A 22827-nucleotide genomic window follows, 5' to 3' on the forward strand; every position below is an offset into this window, starting at 1 on the left:
AATACCCGCAGCGTTATGACGTCGCTTTGCCCCCCGGAAACTCACGACCTCGCACCCCAGGCAGACTTCGGATGAAGAAGATGATTGTTATGCAGATCGCTCGCCAGACGTCGTTTCGCATCATTCCAGGTATCGCCATCCTCGCGCTCGCTACCGCCACGGGGTGCTCCACCAACGCGCCCTCACAGGACGCCGACGTTAACGTCGCCACACCTTCGGAGTCGGCGCCCGACGAAAAAACGCAGACGCCATCTTCGGAAGGTTCGAGCGAAGAGGTGGTCGACGCGAACGAAGACCCCGACCGCGCTGAACTCCACCACATCTACTTCAGCCTGCCCGATGGTATCAGCACCCGGGCCACCGGCCCGGTCGCTACCGTCGGTGGCGTCTCCGTCAGCGCACAGACCTACCACGAGCAGCTCGACTACTTCGCCGGCAAGCCCAACGAAGACGGGAGCCATGACTACGCGATCAACAACGCGCTCAAAAAGGTGATCCAGCGCCAACTTCTCCTCAACGCGTTTGCGCCGGAAGAGGCGGCCATTGAGGCGGAGCGAGCGCGCATGCGTCAGCGTCAGGTCGACGCGGCACGCGAGCGCCTGGGAGAAGACGCCGATCTGACCATGGTGCTTCATCCCTGGGAGTCCGATTCCTCGTTCGGGCGCAAAGAAGCCGTGGATCATCTGCTCATAGCGCAGGCGATGAATCGTCTCGAGATGTCCCTTCCTGATCGCGACGACGCCATCGCGTATTACGAGAGCCACCCCGAGGAGTTCCAGACGCAAACGGTCGTCGAGGCCCGGGTCATCAGCGCCCGTCACGTCGCCGCTGACCAGGACCCCCGGGCTCACATCGCCGAGCTTCACGAGCACCTCATCGCTGAGGGAGCCGATCGCGACGCGCTCTTTGAGCAGCACCGCGATCCGATCTACGGGTTGGTTTCCGTCACCGAAGACGACGCCCGCGGCCCGGAGGCAAACCCTGTTGCCATCGTGGCCTTTGAGCAGCAGGTCGACCAGATCTCGGAGCCCTTCGAACATCGAGGGATCTGGATGGTGGTGTGGACCCACACGCGCCACGAGGCCGGACTGATTCCCTTCGAGAAGATCGAGGAGAACCTGCTGGAACGCCTGCGCTTTGAAGCCCGGGAGCATGCCTGGACGACCGTGAGCGAGCAGCTGCTTGAGCAGTCGGAGGTGACCGTGCACTGGGAAAACCTCACGACGCCCCCTGCCCCTGGCGAGCATCGCTAAAGCCAGTCAGATTCCGGGGTAAGGTGAGCTTCACCCTCACGTCAGAAGACGCAAAATTGGCCGCGCCAGCCTTGACACCCGGGTGGTCAGGACTTACCCCTTCGGCGTCTATTTTTGGCCCGCCTCACCCTTAACTTGCTGCTGTATCAGGAGCTCTTTTATGACGAAGCCTGTCCGCGTTGCTGTCACCGGTGCTGCCGGTTCGATCGACTACTCCCTGCTCTTCCGCATCGCCTCGGGCGACCTGCTGGGCAAGGACACCCCGGTGATCCTTCAGCTCATCGAGATCACGCCGGCGATGCAAGCCCTGGAAGGGGTGGCCATGGAGATCAACGACTGCGCTTTTCCGCTTTTGCAGGACATGATCCTCACCGACGATCTCAACAAGGGCTTCGACGGCGCCAACCTCGCACTGCTCGTGGGCGGGATGCCGCGTAAGGCGGGCATGGAGCGCGCCGATCTGATCCGCGCCAACGGCCCGATCTTCACCGGTCAGGGCAAGGCCATCAACGACAACGCCGCCGACGATGTGCGCGTGGCCGTGGTCGCCAACCCCTGCAACACCAACGCGCTGATCGCCATGCACAGCGCCCCCGACGTTCCCAACGAGCGCTTCACCGCCATGACGCGCCTCGATGAGAACCGCGCCAAGAGCCAGCTGGCGACCAAAGCCGGCGTGGCCGTGGCCGACGTCAAGAAGATGGGCATCTGGGGCAACCACTCCAACACGATGTACCCGGACTTCTTCAACGCCACCATCGGTGGCAAGCCGGCCACCGAGGTCATCAGCGACCACGACTGGCTCAAGGGCGACTTCATCTCGACGGTGCAGCAGCGCGGCGCGGCGATCATCAAGGCGCGTGGCTCCTCCTCGGCGGCCAGCGCTGCCAACGCGCTGATCGACCACGTGCGTGACTGGTTCACCGTCACCCCCGAAGACGACTTCCACGCCATGGCCGTGCCCTCCGACGGCTCCTACGGCGTGCAGGAAGGCCTGATCTACTCCTTCCCGGTGCGCTGCGACGGCAAGGGCGGCTACGAGATCGTGCAGGGCATTGAGCTCAACGACTTCTCCAAAGAGAAGCTCAAGGTCACCGAAGCGCAGCTCGTTGAGGAGCGCGAAGTGGTCGCCGACCTGCTCAAATAAGTTCGCGACATCTCGATGCGCGCTCGCCAGCACGATTGAGGCGGCGCCCATCGCCAACGCCCCCTGCGCCTTCAGGTGTGGGGGGCGTTTTTGTTGGGCGACGCTCACCCCGATGGCGAGGACGTTCTCGCTGGTCGCGGCGCAGATGGGGGTTAGATTTTCTGAAGTTTCTCTCGACCGACCATCACATCCCGGGGGGATGATCTCAGGCGCCGGAGTGCGCGTGCGTGCGCCCCCTTTTTGCTCCATCGGAGACTGCCATGCACACCTCCCAGGCCGCCGCCCACGCCGCATCCACCCAAGATAGCGCCCGCAGCGCCGGCTGGGAGCTGCGCTTTGCGGCGCTCACCGACATCGGCATGCGCCGCACCGTCAATCAGGACGTCTACCTGCTGCATCCCTCTCGCCGGCTCTACGCCGTCGCCGACGGCATGGGCGGTCACGAGGGCGGGGAGCTCGCCGCCACCCTCGCCATCGAGACGCTGGCCGCCTACTTCGACGAGGTGGGCGATATGATCGAGAGCACCCCGCAGGATCGTCGATCGCTGCAGCATAACCTGGTGGCCGGCATCAAGCTGGCCAACGCCGCCGTCTACCAGGAAGCCGCCGAGCGCGGCGCCCACCGCGGCATGGGCACCACCCTGGTCGCGTTGACCTTTGATGAGACCCGGGCCTACTGGGCGCATGTCGGCGACAGCCGCCTCTACCGTATGCGCGACGGGCGACTGGAGCGCCTCACCCGCGACCACTCCCTGCTCGAAGAGACCCTGGAGCGCCATAACATCACGTCTTCCGACGCCGCCGAGTTCATCGCCAACTTCCCGTACAAACACGTGCTCACCCGCGCGGTCGGCAGCCAGTACTGCGTCGATGTCAGCGTGGCCTTCTCCCAGCTGGAGCCCGGCGACATGTTTCTGGCCACGACCGACGGCGTGCACAACGCGCTCTCCGACGACGAGCTGGCCGCGGTGCTGCGCGACCACACCGACGACTTGAGCGCCGCCTGCCAGGCGATCGCCCAGCTCACCTTAAGCCGCGGCGCGCCCGACAACCTCACCGCCCTGCTCGTCGAGACCCACACCCCGGGGCGTTGACCCGCCTGCGCTTTGCTCCTACCATCCGCGACCTTGACCGGCGGCGCAAAGCCGCCCTCGGCCGATGATGGAGCGCGCATGCAACACTTTCTGACCACCGCCGACTGGAGCCGTCCCCGCCTGCAGTCGATCCTCGACGACGCCCGCAACCTCAAGGCGGAGCCCTACCAGGCGCGCCTGCGCAACAAGACGATCGCGCTGATCTTCTTTAACCCCTCGCTGCGCACCCGCTCCTCCTTCGACATCGGCGCCCACCAGATGGGCGCCCACGCCGTGGTGCTCGAGCCCGGCAAGGGCTCCTGGCCGATGGAGTTTGAGCTCGGCTCGACCATGGACCAGACCGCCGAGGAGCATGTGCGCGAGGCCGCCCGCGTGCTCTCGCGTTATTGCGATCTGATCGCGGTGCGTGCCTTCCCGCAGTTTGAAGACTGGCAGGTCGATCGACAGGATCGCGTCATTCACGCGTTTGCAAAGCACGCCACCGTGCCCGTCATCAACATGGAGACCATCACCCACCCCTGCCAGGAGCTCGCGCTGATGCTCACCCTGCAGGAGCGCCTGGGCATGGTCGACGGCATGAAGTTCGTGCTCACCTGGACCTACCATCCCAAACCGCTGAACACCGCGGTGGCCAACTCCGCGCTGCTCATCGCCTCGAAGTTCGGCATGGACGTCACCCTGCTCTGCCCCAACGAGGACTACATCCTCGATGAGCGCTACATGGGGCTGGCGCGCCAGTACACCTCCGATCAGGGCCGCAACCTCACGGTGACCCACAACATCGAAGAGGCCTACTCCGGCGCCCACGTCGTCTACGCCAAATCCTGGGGCGCGCTCCCCTACTTTGGTCGATGGGACGAGGAGAAGCCGGTGCGCGACGCCCACAAACACTTCATCGTCGACAGCGACAAGATGGCGCTCACCGACAATGGCCTCTTCAGCCACTGCCTTCCCTGTCGCCGCAACGTCAAAGTCACCGACGAGGTCATCGACAGCCCCAACTCCCTGGTCATCGATGAAGCCGAGAACCGCCTGCACGTTCAGAAAGCGCTGATGAGCACCCTCATCAACAGCTGAGCTCACCCCACCATCCCCGTAACATCGCGCCCTCCCCCACGCGCGCGCCTCACAGCCCCCACGGAGCCCAAGATGTCCAGCAACACCGTCGTACTCGCCTTCTCCGGAGGCCTCGATACCAGCTTCTGCGTCCCCTACCTCAAAGAGAAGGGCCTGGACGTGGTCACCCTCTTTGTCGACACCGGCGGCGTCGATGATGAAGAGCGCGCCTACATCGAAGCGCGCGCCATCGAGCTTGGCGCGGTCGCCCACCACACCGTCGATGGCGGCGATGACATCTGGGAAGAGGTCGTGGTGCCGCTGGTGCAGGGCGGTGAGATCTACCAGCAGCAGTACCCGCTGCTCTGCTCCGATCGCTACATCATTGTGCGCAAGTCCCTGCAACTCTGCCGCGAGCTGGGTACCAAAAAGTTCGCGCACGGCTGCACCGGTATGGGCAACGACCAGGTGCGCTTCGACCTGACCGTCAAGACCCTGGGTGATTTTGAGATCCTGGCGCCCATCCGCGACATCCAGCAGGAACACGGCAACGTGCGCGAGTACGAAAAAGCCTTCCTCGAAGAGCGCGGCTTCTCCACCCGCGCCAAGGCCTCGCGCTACACCATCAACGAGAACCTGCTCGGCGTGACCACCTCGGGCTCGGAGGTCGACGAGTGGGAAGCCCCCGGCGATGAGACCTACCAGCTCACCGCCCACCCCTCCCAGTGGCCCCGCGAGGCGCTGCGCGCCTCGATCACCTTTGAAGAAGGCGTCGCCGTCGCTCTGGACGGCGAGCCCATCGCCGGCCCCGAGCTCATCTCGGTGCTTAATAAGCGCTTTGGCGCTTACGGCGTCGGCCGCGGCTACTACACCGGCGACACCACGGTGGGACTTAAGGGCCGCATCGTCTTTGAAGCCCCCGGTCTGACCTGCCTGCTCGCTGCGCACCGCGCGCTCGAAGAGGCCGTCTCCACCGGCTACCAGAACCAGTTCAAGCCGGTCGTCGCCCAGAAATGGGTGGAGCTCGTCTACAAAGGCTTCTTCTACGAGCCGCTGAAGTTCGACCTCGAAGCCTACATCGAGAGCTCGCAGATCTTCGTCAACGGCACGGTCACCCTGGAGACCTGGGGCGGCAAGGTCAGCGCGGTGAAGATCGACTCGCCGCACATCCTGCGACGCGCCGGCGCGGTCTACGCCCAGTCCGCCGACTGGAACGTGACCGAGGCCGAGGGCTTCATCAAACTTCTGGGCCAGAGCTCGACCCTGCACGCGCTGGTCAACAGCGACGAGGACTGAGCGATGGCCAACGACCTCCTTGAGCAGACTCTGGAGCATCTTCGCGCGCTGGTCGGCTTTAAGACCCCGAACCCGCCGCGTGAGATGCGCGCCGGTGAAGGCATCTTCGCCTACATCCGCAGCGCGCTCGACGAGGCTCCCGGAGACTTCAGCATCGAGGAGGTCGACCTGGGCGAGGGCTGCGTCTGGCTTTATGCCAGGCGCGGCCAGCCCGAACTTCTCTTCAATGTGCACCTGGATACCGTCCCGGCCGCCCCCGACTACAGCGCCGATCCCTGGACCCTTCGCATCGAAGATGAACGCGCCATTGGCCTGGGCGCCTGCGACATCAAAGGGGCCGCAGCCGCGCTGCTCGCTGCAGCCCAGTCAAGCGAGGGACCCTGCGCGCTGCTCTTCACCAGCGATGAAGAGGCCGGGCAATCGCGCTGCGTCGGCGAGTTCTGCGAGCGCGCGCCTCATGACTATGAGGCGGTGTTGGTGGCCGAGCCTACCGGCGTACGCGCGGTGCTCGCGCACCGCGGCATCCGCACCTTCAGCGGCACGTTTCATGGTCGCGCCGGACACTCATCGGGCCCGCGCGCGTTGGAGGAGAGCGCGCTGCACAACGCCGCGCGCTGGATCACCCGGGCGGTCGAACATGCGCGGCAGGCACGCGACGGCGACACCCACGAGCCAGCCAACTCGGAGGTGCGGGGCTGGGAGATCACCCAACACCTGCGCGGCCATTGCTTCAACGTCGGGGTCGTCGAAGGCGGCAAAAAACCCAACATCGTCGCCCCCTCGGCTTTTCTTCGCTGGGGCGTTCGTCCTCGCCCCGGAGACGATCCGGGCGGCGTCGCAGAGGCCTTTATGACCCTGGCTGAAAACGACGCGGTCACCTGGACCAACGGCTTCGTCGGCCCCTCACTCCCGGCCGAGTTCGGCCCCCGGGGGCTCGACCTGCTCAAGCGCGCCACCGACGTCTGCGAACGCTACGCGTTACCTGCTGGCCCTGCGGTCGACTTCTGGACCGAGGCCGCGATCTTCTCCCAGGCCGGCTGGCCCGCCATTGTCTTCGGACCGGGTGACATCGCGCAGGCCCACACCGCCGACGAGTTTGTCTCGCTGGAGAACCTGAAGCACGTCGCCGCCCACTACCGACGCCTCATGAGCCCGGCGACCTCCTGAACCTCCGGTCGGCTCGCCAGGCCCTCCCCGGCACGACGCCCACGCATCTGCCCCGACCTCCGGCACCCATCTCCGCAGAGAAGTTGCCTCCGCACCCGGGGAGCGCTAACGTGGCCTCGTTCCAGTGGATTGTCCCCTCTCTGCGAGCCCGACTGTGACATCGATGCCATCCGCAACGTCGTTTCTACGCCTGTCGACCCTCGCCATCGCCGCCGCGCTCTCCGCCAGCTGCTCACTCGCGCTGGAGTTGAACCAGTGCGTCAGCGACGATGAGTGCGGCGCTACCGGCCAGTGCTTCGACGGACTTTGCAAAGAAAATGAACGTGTTGAGATCACCGACCACATCGTCGAAGACACGGTCTGGACCGCGGACAACACTTACCTGCTCAAAGACCTGGTGATGATTGTCGCCCCGGCGACTCTCACCATCGAGCCGGGCACCCGCATTCTCGCCGAACGCAGAGCCGGGCTGGTCTCCCTCAAAGGCGCCAAACTCATCGCCGAAGGTCGACGCGATGCGCCCATCGTCTTCACCAGCGCCAGGCCGGTGGGGCAGCGCCTGGCCGGCGACTGGGCCGGGCTCGCCATGGTGGGCCGCGCCCCCACCAACCGCGTCGACTTCAATCTGCGCATCGATAGCGAACAAGACACCAGCGTCGGCGGCAGCGACGAGTCCTGGGATTGCGGCACTCTGCGCTACGTGCGCGTGGAGTTTGGCGGCGCCGAGCTCTCCAACGGACAAAAAGCCCTCAAAGGCATCACCCTGGCCGGCTGCGGCAGCGAGACGACCGTCGAATATGTGCAAACCCACTTGAGCGATGATGACGGCATCGCCGTCTTCGGCGGCAACGTCGACCTGCGCTACGCCGTGAGCACCCGCGCTCAGGATGACGGTATTGACCTCGACACCGCCTGGCGCGGCACGGCGCAGTTTCTGGCCATTCAACAAGACATCAACAGCCGCGAGGGCATCGAGATCGAGAACCTCGCCGAAGATCCCGACGCCTCACCACAGACCGACGCGCGCATCTACAATTTCACGGTGATCGGCTTCAATCGCGACGGTGATGGCCAACGCGGCCTCTATTTCAAGCTCGGCGGTCTGGGCACCCTCTCCCACGGCATCGTCCTCGGTCAGGACGGCGCCGGGCTGCATATCGAAGGCCCCGAATCCATCGCCCACGCCAATGAAGGGCGCGTCATCGTCGAGAACACCCTCTTTTTCGACCAGGGCGACTCTGGCGAGGACTACTTCGAGCCCGACGCTCCCGGCGATGAGTTCCCCTCCCTGGGCGACTACAGCGCCTACCAGGCCGAAGAGACCGGCAACCGCTTCGGCCTCGACCCGGGCTTTTCCGACCCCTACAACCTCGGCAACCCCTCCTGGATCCCGGCCGCAGAACACACCACAGACCGCGATCTGGAACGCCCCCCGGAAGGGTTCGACCCGACCGCGGTTTTCCTCGGCGCGTTCTCCCCGAGCGCCGCGCCGTGGACCGAGGGCTGGACCTCCTACCCCCTCAACTAGTCCCGTCGGCTTCGAGGACTGCCCCGCGCCTGGCGACCCATCGTCTGATCTCGCACCCTGGTAGGGGCATGCGTCGCCTCATGCCCCATGCTCGTCTCCCTCCCTCGGACGTCCTGTCCATGCGCCATCAAGCCCTTCGCTGAGCTCCCCGCGGCGGTGTTTTCTCCACGGCTTCAGGCTTCCTCACTTCCTGTGCTCGCCACGGTTGCATCCCCTGCCTTCGAGCACTACCCTCGCGCCGCCAGCGCCCCTCCCTCCGCACGACGAGGCCCTCCCATGCCGAACACCCGCAACACCATCGTTCGTCTTCTTCAGAATATCGGCAGCCGCAAAGAGGTCGAGCAATACCTCAAGCAGTTTGCCAGCGTGGAGTCCAGGCAGTTCGCCGTCATCAAAGTCGGCGGCGGGGTGCTGCGTCACGACCTGGAGGCGCTGGCCAGCTCTCTGAGCTTTCTGCACCAGGTGGGGCTCTTCCCTATCGTCGTGCTCGGCGGCGGGCCGCAGCTCAACGAGGCGCTCGACGAAGCCGGCATTGAGACTCCGCGCATCGACGGCATGCGTGTGACCTCGCCAGATGCGCTTGAGGTCGCCCGCAAGGTCTTCCGCGATGTGAACCTCCAGCTCGTCGACGCCCTCGAAGCGCTGGGAACCCACGCCCGCCCCATCACCAGCGGCGTCTTCGAGGCCGAGCTCCTCGACCACGAACGTTTCGGGCTGGTGGGCGAAGTGCGCGGCATCCACACCGAGGCCATCGTCTCGGCCATCCGCAGCGGGTGCCTGCCCATCCTCTCCAGCCTCGGCGAGACCCCCGCAGGCCAGATCGTCAACATCAACGCCGATGTGGCCGCCCGCGAGCTCGCTCTGCGCGTTGAGCCCTTCAAGATCGTCTTCCTCACCCCCACCGGTGGGCTGCTCGATCAATACGACCGCATCATCCCCTCGGTGAACCTGACCGAAGACTTCGAGAGCCTGATGCAGCAAGACTGGATTCACTCCGGGATGCGCCTCAAGCTCCAGCAGATCAAGGAGCTCCTCGACAAGCTCCCCCTCTCCTCCTCGGTCTCCATCACCACCCCCGGGCAGCTCGCAAAAGAGCTCTTCACCCACCGCGGCTCGGGCACGCTGGTGCGCCGCGGTGAGGCGGTGCACTGCCACCCCAGCCTCGATGGCCTGGACACAGGACGCATCCGCGAGTTGCTTGAAGCCTGCTTCCAGCGCCAGCTGGCCGAAGACTACTTCTCGCTCAAGCCTTTTCATCGCATCTATTTGACCGACTCCTACCGGGCCACGGCCATCCTCACGATGGAGGAGGGGCTTCCCTACCTCGATAAGTTCGGCGTGACCCGCAAAGCCCAGGGCGAGGGCCTCGGCCAATCCTTGTGGGCGCGCATGAAGCGCGAGAACAGCAAGCTCTTCTGGCGCGCGCGTACCGAAAATCCCATCAACACATGGTACTTCCAGGAGTCCGACGGCACCTACCGCGAGGGCCCCTGGACGGTCTTCTGGTATGGGATGGAGAGCTTTGAAGAGATGAAGCGCTGCGTCGAGATCGCCCTGGCGATGCCCGCGACCTTCTTCGAGCACGCCGTGGCCGACACCTGAGCCCAACCTCTCTCAGCCGCCCCCTCGCCTTAAGCCTCCTCCTCGCCACACCCCGAGCCGCATATGCAGAAAAAACGCGTCGGATTGATCGGCGCCCGTGGTCACACCGGCGCGCAACTCATCCCCATGCTCGCTCGCCATTCGGGCGTGGAGCTGGCCTGCGTCAGCTCCCGAGAGCTCGACGGTGAAGCGGTCATCGACCACATCGCCGACGCTCCCGCGGGGCTGAACTTCCAGGCGCTGGCCCCCGAAGACGTCGCTGCGCTTAACCTCGACGCCGTCATCCTCGCGCTCCCTAACGGCGTGGCATCGCGCTTTGTTGAGGCCATCGATCGCGCCGGCGCCTCGCCGGTGATCATCGACTTAAGCGCCGACCGACGCTTCGACGCCGGCTGGACCTACGGGCTCCCCGAGCGCAACCGCGACGCCATTTCCAAGGCACGTCGCATCGCAAACCCCGGATGCTACGCCACCGGCATGCAGCTCGCGCTCCTGCCCTATGTCGATCTTCTTGCCAGCGCGCCGCGCGTCTTCGGCGTCTCAGGCTACAGCGGCGCCGGCACCACGCCCTCGCCCAAAAACGACCCGGAGGTGCTGCGTGATAACCTCCTCCCCTATGCGCTCACCGGGCACATTCACGAGCGCGAAGTCAGCCACCAGCTTGCCCATCAGGTGATCTTCATGCCGCATGTGGCGCCCTTTTTTCGGGGCATCACGCTGACGATCACTTCAGAGCTAACTCGCCCGCTCAGCTCCGAAGAGGCTGTCGCGCTGGCGCGCTCACGCTACCAGGGCGAGGCCCTCATCACGGTCAGCGAAGACATCCCGCTTGTGCGCGACGCGGCCTACACCCACCGCGTGAACATCGGCGGCTTCGCCACCACCTCTGAGGGGCGCCTGACGCTGGTCGCTACGCTGGACAACCTGCTCAAAGGCGCCGCCACCCAGGCGATGCAGAACCTGAACCTCGCCATGGGCTTTTCCGAGCTCGAAGGAGTCTCCCCATGACAACGCCTCTCTGGGACAAAGGTCAAACCGACATCGACCGCGAGCTGATGGCGTTCACCGCCGGCGAAGATGTCATTCTCGACCGCCAACTCTTTCGCTACGACATCCAGGCCAGCAGCGCACACGTTCGCGGTCTGGGGCGCATCGATATTCTGAGCCGCGAGGAGGTCGACGCCCTCACCGGCGCGCTCCAGGATCTAAACCTCGCGTTTGAGGCCGGCGAGTTTCTGCTCAATGACCGCTTTGAAGATGGCCACTCCGCCATCGAGTTCTACCTCACCGAAAAGCTCGGCGAGTTGGGCAAAAAAGTGCACACCGGCCGCAGCCGCAATGACCAGGTGCTCGTCGCCCAGCGGCTCTTTTTGCGCGATGCGCTCGGCAGCATCGCCGAGCACAGCCAGGCGATCGCCGGCGCGTGCCTGGAGCGCGCCGACCAGAACCGTGACACGCCGATGCCCGGCTACACCCACCTGCAGCGCGCCGTCCCCTCTTCGGTGGGCATGTGGTTTGCCGGCTTCGCCGAGGCCTTCCTCGACAACGCGGAGCTCGCCCGATCCACTGCGCGCTGGCTCAATGCCAACCCCCTGGGCACCGCCGCGGGTTACGGCGTCAACCTGCCCCTCGATCGCAGCGGCGTCGGCGAGGAGCTGGGCTTTGCGCGCATGCAGATCAACCCGATTTACACCCAGAACAGCCGCGGAAAATTTGAACTTCAGGCCTTGATGGCGCTCTTACAAGCGCTGCTCGACCTGCGTCGCCTGGCCTGGGACTTAAGCCTCTTTACCACCGAGGAGTTTGCGTTTGTCGATCTTCCGGACGCCTACACCACCGGCTCCTCGATCATGCCGAACAAGCGCAACCCGGACGTGGTGGAGCTGCTCCGAGCCGCGACCAGCCCGGCGATCGGGGCGGTCAATGAGCTCCTCTCGCTTCTCTCACTTCCGAGCGGCTACCACCGCGATCTTCAGCATACCAAGGGTCCTGTGCTGCGCGCCTTGACCCGCGGCATCACCGCGCTCGGCCTGACCGCCCCGCTGCTTCAGGCGCTGAGCTTCGATGAGCGACGCCTCAAAGACGCCATCACCGGCCCGATGTACGCCACCGACCGCGCCGTCGAGCTCACCACCACCGGCGTGCCCTTCCGCGACGCCTACCGCCAGGTGGGCGCCGAGCTCGACCAGCTCAACGCACGCACTCCGGCCGAGAGCCTGCAGAGCCGCACCTCCCCCGGTGGCTGTGCTGACCTGCGCCTGGATGAGCTCCGAGAGCGACTTCAAGCCCTCGCGACATCCGGGGCCTGAAGACGCCCTCCGGGGCCACCTACTCGCCCGATCCCCCCGCGACCCGGTCTCGAATCAGGACGAGACGATGGCGCCACGCGCGCCATCGCCTCGTCAGTGTGGAGGTCAGGTTTGAGCCAGCGCCTCCCTTATCAGGCCTGCGCCCCGGGCGACGCCGCCGCACGCCCGGCGCGAACCCAGCGCTCGGCCGACTCCTCCTCACCCACATCGAAATAACGCACCTCGGTATGCATCAGCGGCGCGCTCATCTGGCCGATCCAGGCGTCTTCGCGCGCATCGCCCACCACCCCAAAGCGCATCACCGAGGCCAGCTCGCGCTGGGACAGCCCCAGCTCCTCCCACACGTTCGATGCGTCCAACCCTTCGGTCGACTCCACCACCACGAGCATGTTGAGCTGTCCGTGCTCCCCGAAATAGCGTTTCAGACGCGGGATCACACGATCGTAATCTTCCCCCTGAACGCGACCATCGACGCGCAAGATCACAAAGTTGCCACCCTTCGGATTGTCCAATTCGAACATGTCTCCCCCAGGTTCTGGTTGTCTCAGATCCATCCAGGGTTGCGAACCTCATCGCCTGGACCAGACGGCATCGCATCACCGCCTGGCCGCGCCCGGGGCGACCGCCGGTCATGTCGCAACACAGGTCCACACGACGCCTCGACACACCGGCCCTCGCAACCCCTAAAAAATCTACGCGCCGCCTCCCGAGTTGCGAGTCCCAATCGCCCCGGCCCGCCGGCCCCTCCCTTTTGGCCCCACGCCCCGCACCGCGCCCCACCAACGGGACGCGCCAAATGCGCCCTCACCACGCGCGCGTTTCCGCATTGTGGGCCCTCAGAAGAACCCGCGAAACTGCACGTAATAGAACCCGCCGTAAGCCCCGAATTCACTGCCGATCTCCGGCTGCGGCATCAGGCTCACGCGCTCGCCAATCCCCTCAAACGCCCCGAAACTCACGTCGGAGTTATCCGACAACGCATAAAAAACCGAGGGGCCCACAAGCACACTGCCATCGAGCAGGTTGACCTGCGCCGTCACATTCGCCTGCAGCCGCCCCTCCCCCTGATACCCCACCATCGCGCCGGCGTAGTGCTTGCCCAGGTAGTACGACTCCCCGCGGGCAAGCGCCTCCTGAACCGCCGGCTCAAGATAACGCTCCGCCTCACGGACCCCTGTGCCGTTGTAATGGTACTCCGCGCTCACCACCCAGCTCTGCCGCAGAACATCCGCGCCGAGCGTCACCCTGGGTCGAAACCCGGTGCGCGCATCGCGCTCCAGCGGCACATAGCCCTGCGCCCGCGCTTTCCACGACGAGAAGTCGTAGCTCGCCCCGAACAAGAGCGCGGCGCGCTTCCAGAACCGCCCGCCGCCGACCGACACATCCGCATCACCCATGGTGCGCGACGCCCGCAACCCAAAGGAAGCATCCTCCCAGCCCCCCCGATCCGAGACCACCATATCGAGCTCCACCCCGGCGCCCGGGTAGACGAGCACGCGCGCGGCGTCGACGCCGGGCTTCTCGGTCTGATCGAGCTCCAGCGGGCTGAACTGCGCCCACACATCGGCCACCGGAAAGAGCATGGAGCGCCCCCAGGTGATCGCCTGACGCCCGACCACCACCTCGCCCCAGGGCGCAAAATAACGCAGCACCAGCCGGTCCACGTCGTGGGTCAGACGCACGCCGGGCTCATCGATCAGATCCCACTCCCAGTCCACGCTGCGCGCCGGCGTGACGCTGCTTCCGAGGCCGTAACTTCCGCCCTCCTCAAGCAGGGCTCCCGAGACCACGCGCGACAACAGACGTTGATCAAACTCCACCATCAGCGCCCCCCCGAGGCTGGCTCGCCATTGCAGTCGGAGCGCCTGACCGTGCAAACCACCGTAGGTGGCATCCCCCTCAATGCCCGGCCGCACCACCCCGCCGGCGCTCTGCACATAGCCGCCCAGGCTCAACCCGTAGCCCTCCCCCTCCAACAACTCCCAGGCGCTCGCATCGCGCCCGGGCAGCAGCACCGCCGCCACGCAGAGCAGCGTCACAACCCCCATCCGGGTTCGCCAGCCTCCACCTTCGCGTCGCTCCCGAGATCTCCCATCCATCTGCCGCCTCCTCCTCATTCCCACCCTCGCATCCCCCGGGCCCGTGCCCCCGCATCGACTCACGCCCCCTCATCCCGCTCATCGGCCACCACCCGTCCCGAGTCGAGCCGGATCACCCGCCGCGCGCGCTCGATGACCATCTCGTCGTGGGTTGAAAACACGAAGGTCACCCCGCGCTCCCGATTGAGCTCCAGCATCAAATCCAGCAGCGAAGCGCTCGTCGCGCTGTCGAGGTTTGCCGTGGGCTCATCCGCGAGCACGATGCGCGGGCGACTTCCCAGCGCTCGGACCACCGCGACGCGTTGCTGCTGCCCGCCGCTCATCTCGTGAGGTTTGCGATCTTTATATTCGGCCAGCCCCACCCGCTCAAAGAGCGGGTCGAGGATGGCGTGACGCTCCTCCCGGCTCACCCCCTGCATCAAGAGCACAAACTCGGCGTTTTCCCAGGCGGTGAGCACCGGGATGAGGTTGTAGGCCTGAAACACAAAGCCGATATGCCCCAGCCGATACTCCGCGGCCTGCGTCCGGCTCATCCCACTGACCCGCTCCCCCTCAATGCGCACCTCCCCGGAGCTCGGATCGTCGAGGCAACCGATCATGTTGAGCAGCGTCGTCTTTCCCGAGCCCGAGGGCCCGGCCAGGGCCGTAAACTCCCCGCGCTCCACCTTCAGGTTAATCCCCCGCAACGCCCGTACCTCCACCTCACCCTGATGGTAGATACGCTCCAGATCCCGCACCTCAATCAGGGGTGCGTCCTCGCCAGCTGCTGAATCACTCATTCGTAGAACCTCATCGCCTGCGACGGCGCCAGGCGCATCGCCCGCACCGCCGGATACACCGCGCTGATCATCACCACGGCCAACACCATCGCCGACGCCAGGAGCCAACGCCCCGGCTCCAGATGACTGCGCACCACCAGGTCGTTCATCGCGATGCCCGCCATCTCCATATCGCCCGCCCCCATCGCCGCCATATCGATCCCCACCGAGGCGATCGTCAGATGCCCCGTAAGCCCCAGCACCAGGCCGGCGAGCATCCCGACCAGCGCCAGGTAGAACGCCTCCCAGATCACGAGGCGTCCGACCTGCCCCGGCCCCACACCCAGCGCGCTGAGCAGGCCGTACTCCCGAACCCGCTCCATCACCGCCATCAAAAAGGTGTTGGCGATGGCAAAGAGCACGATCAAAAAGATCACCACAAAATAGATCCCGTTGACCGCCGCATCGAACTCCAGAAGCCCGCTCATCTCCGGGACGGCCTGCTGCCAGCTCAACACCTCCAGGGCCTGCGCGCCTTCGACCTTTTGCAACGCCGCGATCACCTCGTTCTGCGCCTCCACAGCGCTCACAAGCACGCCGACCTGCGTCAGCGCATCGCCCATGCCCACCGCCTCCTGCGCGAGCTTGAGCGGCGCGTAGGCCTGCAGGTCGGCCTCCCCTGCCATGCCGCTTGTGAGCAACCCGCTGACATAAAAGAGCGCCCGGGTGACCTCCCCGTCGACCCGCGAGGCCGTCAACACCACCTTATCGCCCACCTCCACACTCAAACGCTGCGCCAGCCCCTCGCTGATCACCACCGGCGAGTCGAGCTCTTCGGAGAAAAACTCCCCGGCCACGAGGTCCTCGCGCAGGTCGGCCAGGGCCTGCTCCCGCTCCAGCACAACCCCGCTCAGACGCACCGCCTCATTGCCGCGGGCGCTGGAGAGCAGACCGTTGATGATCACCCGCGGCATCACCGCCTCAACCTCGGGCATCGCCTCGGCGCGAGTCATCACCGGCTCCGGGTCGGCCACCACCACATCGCTGCCCTGCCCCTCCCACCAGCCCGCGCCATGCACCAGCACACTTCCCCCGGTGGCCTCCCGGGCCTTCTCCTCCATCCTCGCGTAGCTGTCGGCGCTGACCCCCATCGAGATCAGCATCAGCCCGTAGGAGAACGCGATCGCCGAGGCGATGATCACCGTCCTCGTGCGATTTCTCCAAAGATTGCGCCAGGCGATCTTCCACATCCTCAGCTCCTCCCCGAAATCGCCGGTGCGATCGCCACCCGCGCGCTCTGCGTGGCCGGCCACAGCCCGCATAATAGACTCACCACAACCATTACCACCGCCGGCTCCACGATCGTGCGCAGCTCCACCGCCGTGTAAATCCGCTCGTCAAAGGAGACCCCCATGTAGCTAAAGGAGGTCTGTGGCGAGAAGATCGACAAGTCCAGGCCGGCGCTGGCGTGGTAGAGGCTCAAGCCCGCGCCAAGCAGCACCCCGAGCAGCGCTCCCATCACCCCGAGCACCACCGTCTCCAACACCACGATCCAGAAGAGCCGCCGCGGGCTCACCCCAATCGCCATCAACACCCCGAACTCTCGGCGACGCTCCAACGCGCTCATGCGCTGGGTGTTCATAATGCCCAGACTCGCCACCAGGTAGATGATCAGATACATCACCGCGTTCGAGCTTCCGGTCAGCTCCACCATCTCCGCGATGCTCGGCAAGACCTCCTGCCAGGGCCGCACCGCCATCTCCTGATCGTTGACGATCTCTTCGATCACCGGCGAGAGCCGCTGCGCCAGCGCCGGCGCCTGCGAGAGGTCGGCGGCGCCAATCACCACCTCGTGCACCTGGCCCTCCAGCGCGCCCAGGTAGCGCGCCCGCTCCAGATGCACATACGCCGCCTGCCGATCGATGATCGTGGTGCCGGTGCGCACCACCCCGACGACCTCAAACACATCGTTCCCCAGCGATCCGTCGGCGGCCTCCAGAAAAACCACCAGCTCATCGCCCACCTCGGCCTTGAGCTGACGCGCCAGGCGATCCCCGAGCACTACCTCCCCGGGCCCATCGACGATGTCCTGCTCCGACAACCAGCGCCCCTGCACCACCGCCTCCTCCACCGGCGTGGCCTGCGCCTCAAGCTGCGGATCCACACCGAGGATCTGCGCGACCTGCGAGCGCTGCTCATCGCCAAGCAGTCCAAAGAGGCGCACCCGAGCGCTCACCGCCTCCACCCCGGCTTCACCCTGCAGGCGCTCCAACCCCTGCGGCGTCATGGCAAAGGAGCGGTAGATCACCGGCTCTTCCACATAGTCGGCGCGCTCGATCTGAACCTGCAGCGAGTCCAGGGCGGTGCTCCCCCGCACCATCGCGCCCATCCACCCGTCGAGAAAACTCACCGTCCAGATCATCATCGCCACCGCCAGCGCCACCCCTCCCGAGGTCAGCACGCTGCGCCACCGGTTGCGCAATAGATTTCGCAGTGCCAGGCGCACGATCATCGCGTCCTCGCCACACGTCGTAAGCCCTGCCGCGTAAACGTTGAAGCATCCACGGGCACATCAAAGGCCATCTCCAGATACTCCATCCGCGTGTACTCCCCGGGCTCCGAGGGCCGCATCGTCATCACCCGCGGAAGTCGGCGCCCTCCCATCTGCGCGACCTCCGAGAACTCCATCGTCCGCTCCACCTTTCCGCCCGAATAGAATCGGGCACGGCGCGGAAGCCCATCCTCGCTGCCAACCTCATAGACCACCTTCTCCCAGACCACCGGCGCCCCCTCTCTGGGCCGAAGCTCCACCTGGACCACCCGCTCCCCATCAAGCTCCGCCCACAGCAGCTCGGCATGGTAGTCGTCTTCAAGGCTCGTCTCGCGCATCAGATCGTCGTTGGAGAAGTGACTCCCCATCCACGACTCGCTCAACATCCCCGTCGGCACGCGAATCAGGCGGTCGGCACGCGGCGCGTAGTTCCAGAGCCCCTCCTCAGAGCGCAACGTCGCGGTGCCCGCCTCTCGCGCCGGCGACCGAATCACCATCAGCGCCTCATCGCGCCCCCGACTCCATTGCTCGATCTCCAGCTCCCGGGAGCCCCGCTCATTGACGACCGTCATCTTCAGCCGCCCCCGAGAGCTTGAGGCCATATAGAGGCGGTCAAGCCGCTCAAGCACCGCGCCCAGCTCCGGCAACTCCGCCGCCTCTCCCGGAGCCTCTCCCGCCTCAGCATCCGCACGTCCGGCCTCCGGCGCCTTCGCCTCACTCCCCGCAGGCGCCCAGGCTGCCATCAACCCCAGCATCATCGCACACAGCCACCTTGAGCCTCGCTCCCTCATCGCCTCTCCTCGTCTGCATCGACATCCCACGCCACCGCCTCATCAGGGCTCCAGAGGCGCCGGTACGCATCGAGCGCCCGCGTCAAAAACGCCTCCACATCGCGCTCCTCCATCGTATCGATATGCTCAAGCATCCATCGATCCGAGGCCTCTCCCAACGCCATCGTCATCGTCACAAGCCAGGCCATCGGTACGTCCTCGCGCACAAGCCCCAGCTGCTGCCCTCGCTCCAACACACGCTCGGTGTGCCGCTCCCCCCACGCCTGGATCTTCGCCGCCGCCTTCTCCGAAAGCCCTCCCGGCCCTCCCTGCTTCAAGGAGCGCACCAGCCGCACATACCAGCTGTCCCGACGCAACGCCTCCAACCCCAACCGCCCCATCCGCTCGATCTCCGACCAGAACGTCTCCTCGGTCAGCGCCTCCACATCAAACCCACCCACCCGGCTCAAGAAGCGCTCGCTGGCCTTCGTAAACACCGTCGCAAAGAGGTCCGCTTTGTCTTCAAAATAGTAATAGAGCGACCCCTTGCTGATCTTTGCCCGCCGAATGATCTGATTCACCGACGCCGATTCGTAGCCGCGCTCGGCAAACTCCTCACCGGCCGCCTCCAGGATCTCCTCCTGGCGCTCCCCATCCAGATTCTCAAAACGCGTCCTGACCACGCTCTCTACTCCTGCTCTCAACGCTCTCGCGTTCGCTCCGACCGGCGACGCATGTAACACCACGTCTAGCTCGCCATGCTCTAAACCAACCATTCAAACCAATCGGTTCGACCAGCTGGTCTAGTCATAATAAGATAAATTCATACGTAATCAAGAGCGGCACAAATCAGCTGCCCGATCCTCACCGCCCATCACGTCTTCGAGCGCGTGCCACGCCGGCGCACATCCGCGTGCCACGCGGTCAGGAACGAAGGGCTCAAGCCCTCAATGCCCCCCCTTGATTGCGATCACACATCATCCCCCCTCTGGCGTCACTCCACCTCAAACACCATCCCCGCCCCCTCCAGGCGTTCGATCAACGCGCCGCCCAGCGCAGCTGCTGTGGTCAAAACGCCGCCCCCGACCGCCGCATCGCCGACCGCATCCTCCCCGTCGGCCAGCAGCATCGCCGACTCACTGAGCATCAACGCCGTCGCCCCGTAGCCCGGATCTTTGTCCGCCTCCACCCGCACCACCAGCGGGGCCTCTCCCGCCTTCATCGCCCCCACATCTTTCCAGCCGTACACCTTCACACAGAAGCGTCCCTCCTCCATCGTCTTCTCGGAGGGCCCCTCGCCGGCCGCCGGCAACACAAAGCGCCGCAGCAACGCCCGCGTCGGCTTAAAGGCAAGCCCCGCCACAAGGCCTCCCAACCCCAGGGTCATCGACCACGCTCCCACCGCCCCGCCGACCCCGCGCCCCAGCCGGACGACTTCGCCGTAACGAAAATCACGTCCATACTCAAAACCCCGGAGCGCATTGCTACGCCGGACCACCTTCTCGTTGACCCTCGCCATCATAAAGGGCCCCGTCCACGCCCCGATCGCCGGGTCAAAACGCGCCCGATCCTGCGGCGCCCGATCCGCGCCCGGCGCCTCCCCGGCCGGATAAAGCGCGTAGGGATCGGCCAGACGCTCCCGCACCGTCGCATCCCGCGACGCCCGCTCCACCGTCTCCGCCGCGCTCGCTACCGTCCCGCCCGAAAACCCGCCCCGGGCGTCCCACAAATAGAACTTCGCCAGACCCGCAGGCGCCTCCCACCGCCGCTGCGCCTCCTGCTGCAGGCGCAACACCCCGAGATCGCTGGGAATCGAGTCAAACCCGCAGCTATGCACAATGCGCACCCCCGCGCTCCGGGCGGCCTCGTGATAGTGCTCGATCATCTCCGCCACCCAGTCCATCTCACCGGTCAAATCGCAATAATCCGCCCCCTCCTCCACACACGCTTTGACCACCGCCTCCCCGTAGAGCGCGTAAGGCCCCACCGTCGTGCACACCACCCGGGTGCGCGCGGCCATCGCCCTCAAACTCTCCGCATCACCGACATCGGCCACGACAACACTCGGCGCCACGCCCCCCGAGGCAAGCTCGGCGATCAGCGCCTGCAACTTCGCCTCATTGCGCCCGGCCACCGCCCAGCGGCGCGCCCCGCCCTGCTGCGCCAGATAACGCGCCACCAGACGCCCGGTAAACCCGGTCGCACCAAACACCACCACATCAAACTCGCGATCGCTCGAAACCATCCCATCCTCCTTCGCGTTGCCATCACCGATCATCGTCGTTCTCACTCAACCTGCCTCGCCACGCCTACGGTCACAACCCACCTTGATACGTCGGCTGCTGCGCCCACCTTTTCTTCGTTCTTCATCACATCCAGGGGGATCTCCCTGCAGCCTCTATCTCAGTGGGCGACGAACTTATGAGCTTCGAGCTGAGCTTTGTCTTCTTATTGACCCTGGTCGCTCTGGTGCTCTTTGTCACCGAGCGCATGCGCGTCGATCTGGTCGCCCTGCTCACCATGGCCGCGCTGCTTCCCACCGGCATCCTCACGCCCGCCGAAGGCTTAAGCGGCTTTAGCAACGAGGCCACCGTCACCATCGCCGCGATGTTCGTGCTCAGCCGCGCCCTCCACCGCACCGGCTCGCTCAAACACATCGCCACCCACCTGGGCCGCCTCTACGCCTACGATCCTCGCCTGGCCACCGCGGCAATGATGCTGGGCGTGGCGGCCATGTCGGCCTTCATCAACAACGTGGCCGTGGTCGCTATCATGCTCCCGGTACTCCTGGGCGTCAGCCGGGCCAACGGCATCAACCCCTCCAAGATCATGATGCCCCTCTCCTTCGCCGCGATCTTCGGGGGCACCTGCACGCTGGTGGGTACCTCCACCAACATCCTCATCAGCGGGCTTCTTACCGATCTGAACCAGCCGGCCATCAACATGTTCGAGATGACCCTGGTCGGCCTGCTCTTCCTGATCGCCGGCACCGGCTACATGCTCACCGTCGGCGGCGCCATCCTCCCCGACCGCGACAACCCCGACTACCGCCGCGACGACTCCGAGACCCAACCCTACCTCACCGAGCTGCGCTTCAGCGCCGACTACCCCGACATCGGCAAAGCCCCTCACATCATCTTAGGGGGCACCGAGGCCACGCTCCTGGCCATGATTCGCGACGATCAGGTGCTCGACGCTCCCGAAGAACGCCCCCTGCAACCCGGCGACATCCTGCGCATCTCCGCGCCGGCCACCGTCGTCCGAGACCTGCTCGACACCCCCGGCGTCACCTCCCTCGCTGACCCCCAGCCTGAACCCGAAGACCATCAACCCATGGAGCTCATCGAGGTCGTCATTGCCCCCGACGCCGCCGTCGTCGGTCGCAGCCTCGGCGAGTCGGGTTTCGCCAGGTACCACCCCGCGCGGGTGCTGGCCCTGCGGCGTTCGGCCGACACCGTCGTCGATCAGCTCCTCGACGTCCCCATCCAGGGCGGCGACGTCCTGCTGATTCAGGCCATGCCCGGCCAGGTCCCCATCCTCCAGGACAGCCCCGACTTCATCGTCGTCTCGGAGATCGGCCTCTGGGAGTTCAAACACGCCTTCACCCTCCCGGTCATCGCCGCCCTGCTGGCCGTTATCCTGCTCGCCGCCTTTGGCGTTGCCCCCATCGTCACCCTGGCCAGCGCCGCAGCGGTGCTCGTCGTGCTCATCGGCGTCATCTCCATCGAAGAGGCCTACGAGGCCATCGACTGGCAGGTGATCTTCCTGCTCGGCGGCCTCATCCCCCTGGGCATCGCCCTCGAAAAGACCGGCGGCGTCACCATGCTCGCAAACGCCACCCTGGCGCTCGTCGGTGACTTCGGCCCCCGCGTCATCCTCACCACCTTCTTTCTGATCACCATGGCGATGACCGCGATCATCTCCAACCAGGCCACCGCCGTGCTCATCACCCCGGTCGCCGTCAGCGCCGCCATCAGCCTCGGCGTCGACCCGCGCCCCTTTGTCTTCGCCATCGTCTTCGGCGCCTCGGCCAGCTTCGCCTCCCCGGTCGGCTACCACACCAACGTGATGGTCTACAGCGCCGGCGGCTACCGCTACATGGACTTCGTGCGCGTGGGCATCCCCCTCTCCCTGCTCTTTCTGATCGTGGCTGCCTTCGTCATCCCCTGGTACTGGCCGCTCTGAGCCTGACCTCCA

Annotated in this window: 19 protein-coding genes; 11 read left to right on the forward strand and 8 right to left on the reverse strand. The window is 65.6% G+C overall.

Annotated elements, in window-relative coordinates; all coding sequences use genetic code 11:
- Positions 1-71: 71 nt before the first annotated feature.
- The 10 genes from FRC96_RS13440 to argH all read left to right on the forward strand — a co-directional run bounded on the left by FRC96_RS13440 (position 72) and on the right by argH (position 12452).
- Positions 72-1253, forward strand: coding sequence for a peptidyl-prolyl cis-trans isomerase (locus tag FRC96_RS13440; RefSeq protein ID WP_146975036.1), 1182 nt, complete (start codon positions 72-74; stop codon positions 1251-1253).
- A gap of 160 nt (positions 1254-1413) precedes the next feature.
- Positions 1414-2400 carry a malate dehydrogenase gene (locus FRC96_RS13445; RefSeq protein ID WP_146975038.1) on the forward strand — a complete coding sequence of 329 codons (987 nt, stop codon included), beginning with the start codon at positions 1414-1416 and terminating at the stop codon, positions 2398-2400.
- 260 nt (positions 2401-2660) lie between these two features.
- On the forward strand, positions 2661-3494 hold the full coding sequence (locus tag FRC96_RS13450) for a PP2C family protein-serine/threonine phosphatase (RefSeq protein ID WP_146975039.1): 834 nt from the start codon (positions 2661-2663) through the stop codon (positions 3492-3494).
- A gap of 78 nt (positions 3495-3572) precedes the next feature.
- Positions 3573-4571: an N-acetylornithine carbamoyltransferase gene (locus tag FRC96_RS13455; protein WP_146975041.1), complete on the forward strand. Its 999-nt coding sequence runs from the start codon at positions 3573-3575 to the stop codon at positions 4569-4571.
- Between the two features lie 72 nt (positions 4572-4643).
- Entirely contained in the window at positions 4644-5846 is a 1203-nt protein-coding gene (locus tag FRC96_RS13460) for an argininosuccinate synthase (RefSeq protein ID WP_146975043.1), read from the forward strand.
- 3 nt (positions 5847-5849) lie between these two features.
- Positions 5850-7013 carry an acetylornithine deacetylase gene (locus FRC96_RS13465; protein WP_146975044.1) on the forward strand — a complete coding sequence of 388 codons (1164 nt, stop codon included), beginning with the start codon at positions 5850-5852 and terminating at the stop codon, positions 7011-7013.
- A 163-nt stretch (positions 7014-7176) separates the two neighbouring features.
- A complete protein-coding gene (locus FRC96_RS13470; RefSeq protein ID WP_146975046.1) occupies positions 7177-8541 on the forward strand; it encodes a hypothetical protein in 1365 nt (454 codons plus the stop codon).
- Between the two features lie 276 nt (positions 8542-8817).
- Entirely contained in the window at positions 8818-10143 is a 1326-nt protein-coding gene (locus FRC96_RS13475; RefSeq protein ID WP_146975048.1) for an acetylglutamate kinase, read from the forward strand.
- Positions 10144-10206: 63 nt separating this feature from the next.
- Positions 10207-11151: an N-acetyl-gamma-glutamyl-phosphate reductase gene (argC, locus tag FRC96_RS13480; protein WP_146975050.1), complete on the forward strand. Its 945-nt coding sequence runs from the start codon at positions 10207-10209 to the stop codon at positions 11149-11151.
- Positions 11148-12452 carry an argininosuccinate lyase gene (gene argH, locus FRC96_RS13485; RefSeq protein WP_146975052.1) on the forward strand — a complete coding sequence of 435 codons (1305 nt, stop codon included), beginning with the start codon at positions 11148-11150 and terminating at the stop codon, positions 12450-12452. The genes argC and argH overlap by 4 nt, the downstream gene beginning before the upstream one ends.
- A gap of 131 nt (positions 12453-12583) precedes the next feature.
- Here argH and FRC96_RS13490 read toward each other — a convergent pair whose 3' ends face one another.
- The 8 genes from FRC96_RS13490 to FRC96_RS22670 form a co-directional block, all read right to left on the reverse strand.
- A complete protein-coding gene (locus FRC96_RS13490) occupies positions 12584-12973 on the reverse strand; it encodes an STAS/SEC14 domain-containing protein (RefSeq protein WP_230470232.1) in 390 nt (129 codons plus the stop codon).
- A gap of 315 nt (positions 12974-13288) precedes the next feature.
- On the reverse strand, positions 13289-14551 hold the full coding sequence (locus FRC96_RS13495; RefSeq protein WP_146975055.1) for a hypothetical protein: 1263 nt from the start codon (positions 14549-14551) through the stop codon (positions 13289-13291).
- A 59-nt stretch (positions 14552-14610) separates the two neighbouring features.
- On the reverse strand, positions 14611-15330 hold the full coding sequence (locus tag FRC96_RS13500; protein ID WP_146975057.1) for an ABC transporter ATP-binding protein: 720 nt from the start codon (positions 15328-15330) through the stop codon (positions 14611-14613).
- The gene (locus tag FRC96_RS13505) at positions 15327-16559 is read right to left on the reverse strand and encodes an ABC transporter permease (protein ID WP_230470233.1); all 1233 of its coding nucleotides are present in this window, start codon (positions 16557-16559) and stop codon (positions 15327-15329) included. The genes FRC96_RS13500 and FRC96_RS13505 overlap by 4 nt, the downstream gene beginning before the upstream one ends.
- Positions 16560-16561: 2 nt before the next feature.
- Positions 16562-17821: an ABC transporter permease gene (locus FRC96_RS13510; protein ID WP_146975060.1), complete on the reverse strand. Its 1260-nt coding sequence runs from the start codon at positions 17819-17821 to the stop codon at positions 16562-16564.
- The gene (locus FRC96_RS13515) at positions 17818-18651 is read right to left on the reverse strand and encodes an outer membrane lipoprotein-sorting protein (RefSeq protein ID WP_146975062.1); all 834 of its coding nucleotides are present in this window, start codon (positions 18649-18651) and stop codon (positions 17818-17820) included. Before FRC96_RS13515 ends, FRC96_RS13510 begins: the two co-directional genes overlap by 4 nt.
- Positions 18648-19313 carry a TetR/AcrR family transcriptional regulator gene (locus FRC96_RS13520; RefSeq protein WP_230470234.1) on the reverse strand — a complete coding sequence of 222 codons (666 nt, stop codon included), beginning with the start codon at positions 19311-19313 and terminating at the stop codon, positions 18648-18650. Before FRC96_RS13520 ends, FRC96_RS13515 begins: the two co-directional genes overlap by 4 nt.
- Before the next feature lie 311 nt (positions 19314-19624).
- A complete protein-coding gene (locus FRC96_RS22670; protein WP_146975066.1) occupies positions 19625-20875 on the reverse strand; it encodes a saccharopine dehydrogenase family protein in 1251 nt (416 codons plus the stop codon).
- Between the two features lie 176 nt (positions 20876-21051).
- On the opposite strand from FRC96_RS22670, the gene FRC96_RS13530 reads away from it, so the two are divergent.
- Complete coding sequence (locus FRC96_RS13530; RefSeq protein WP_146975067.1) at positions 21052-22815, forward strand: SLC13 family permease; 1764 nt, start codon at positions 21052-21054, stop codon at positions 22813-22815.
- Positions 22816-22827 lie beyond the last annotated feature (12 nt).

This window comes from Lujinxingia vulgaris (genome assembly GCF_007997005.1).
Lineage (GTDB): Bacteria > Myxococcota_A > Bradymonadia > Bradymonadales > Bradymonadaceae > Lujinxingia.

Coding starts and splice junctions, on each gene's coding strand:
- FRC96_RS13440 (WP_146975036.1), top strand. CDS start 72: ATGAAGAAGATGATTGTTATGCAGATCGCTCGCCAGACGTCGTTTCGC.
- FRC96_RS13445 (WP_146975038.1), top strand. CDS start 1,414: ATGACGAAGCCTGTCCGCGTTGCTGTCACCGGTGCTGCCGGTTCGATC.
- FRC96_RS13450 (WP_146975039.1), top strand. CDS start 2,661: ATGCACACCTCCCAGGCCGCCGCCCACGCCGCATCCACCCAAGATAGC.
- FRC96_RS13455 (WP_146975041.1), top strand. CDS start 3,573: ATGCAACACTTTCTGACCACCGCCGACTGGAGCCGTCCCCGCCTGCAG.
- FRC96_RS13460 (WP_146975043.1), top strand. CDS start 4,644: ATGTCCAGCAACACCGTCGTACTCGCCTTCTCCGGAGGCCTCGATACC.
- FRC96_RS13465 (WP_146975044.1), top strand. CDS start 5,850: ATGGCCAACGACCTCCTTGAGCAGACTCTGGAGCATCTTCGCGCGCTG.
- FRC96_RS13470 (WP_146975046.1), top strand. CDS start 7,177: ATGCCATCCGCAACGTCGTTTCTACGCCTGTCGACCCTCGCCATCGCC.
- FRC96_RS13475 (WP_146975048.1), top strand. CDS start 8,818: ATGCCGAACACCCGCAACACCATCGTTCGTCTTCTTCAGAATATCGGC.
- argC (WP_146975050.1), top strand. CDS start 10,207: ATGCAGAAAAAACGCGTCGGATTGATCGGCGCCCGTGGTCACACCGGC.
- argH (WP_146975052.1), top strand. CDS start 11,148: ATGACAACGCCTCTCTGGGACAAAGGTCAAACCGACATCGACCGCGAG.
- FRC96_RS13490 (WP_230470232.1), bottom strand. CDS start 12,973: ATGTTCGAATTGGACAATCCGAAGGGTGGCAACTTTGTGATCTTGCGC.
- FRC96_RS13495 (WP_146975055.1), bottom strand. CDS start 14,551: ATGGATGGGAGATCTCGGGAGCGACGCGAAGGTGGAGGCTGGCGAACC.
- FRC96_RS13500 (WP_146975057.1), bottom strand. CDS start 15,330: ATGAGTGATTCAGCAGCTGGCGAGGACGCACCCCTGATTGAGGTGCGG.
- FRC96_RS13505 (WP_230470233.1), bottom strand. CDS start 16,559: ATGTGGAAGATCGCCTGGCGCAATCTTTGGAGAAATCGCACGAGGACG.
- FRC96_RS13510 (WP_146975060.1), bottom strand. CDS start 17,821: ATGATCGTGCGCCTGGCACTGCGAAATCTATTGCGCAACCGGTGGCGC.
- FRC96_RS13515 (WP_146975062.1), bottom strand. CDS start 18,651: ATGAGGGAGCGAGGCTCAAGGTGGCTGTGTGCGATGATGCTGGGGTTG.
- FRC96_RS22670 (WP_146975066.1), bottom strand. CDS start 20,875: ATGGTTTCGAGCGATCGCGAGTTTGATGTGGTGGTGTTTGGTGCGACC.
- FRC96_RS13530 (WP_146975067.1), top strand. CDS start 21,052: ATGAGCTTCGAGCTGAGCTTTGTCTTCTTATTGACCCTGGTCGCTCTG.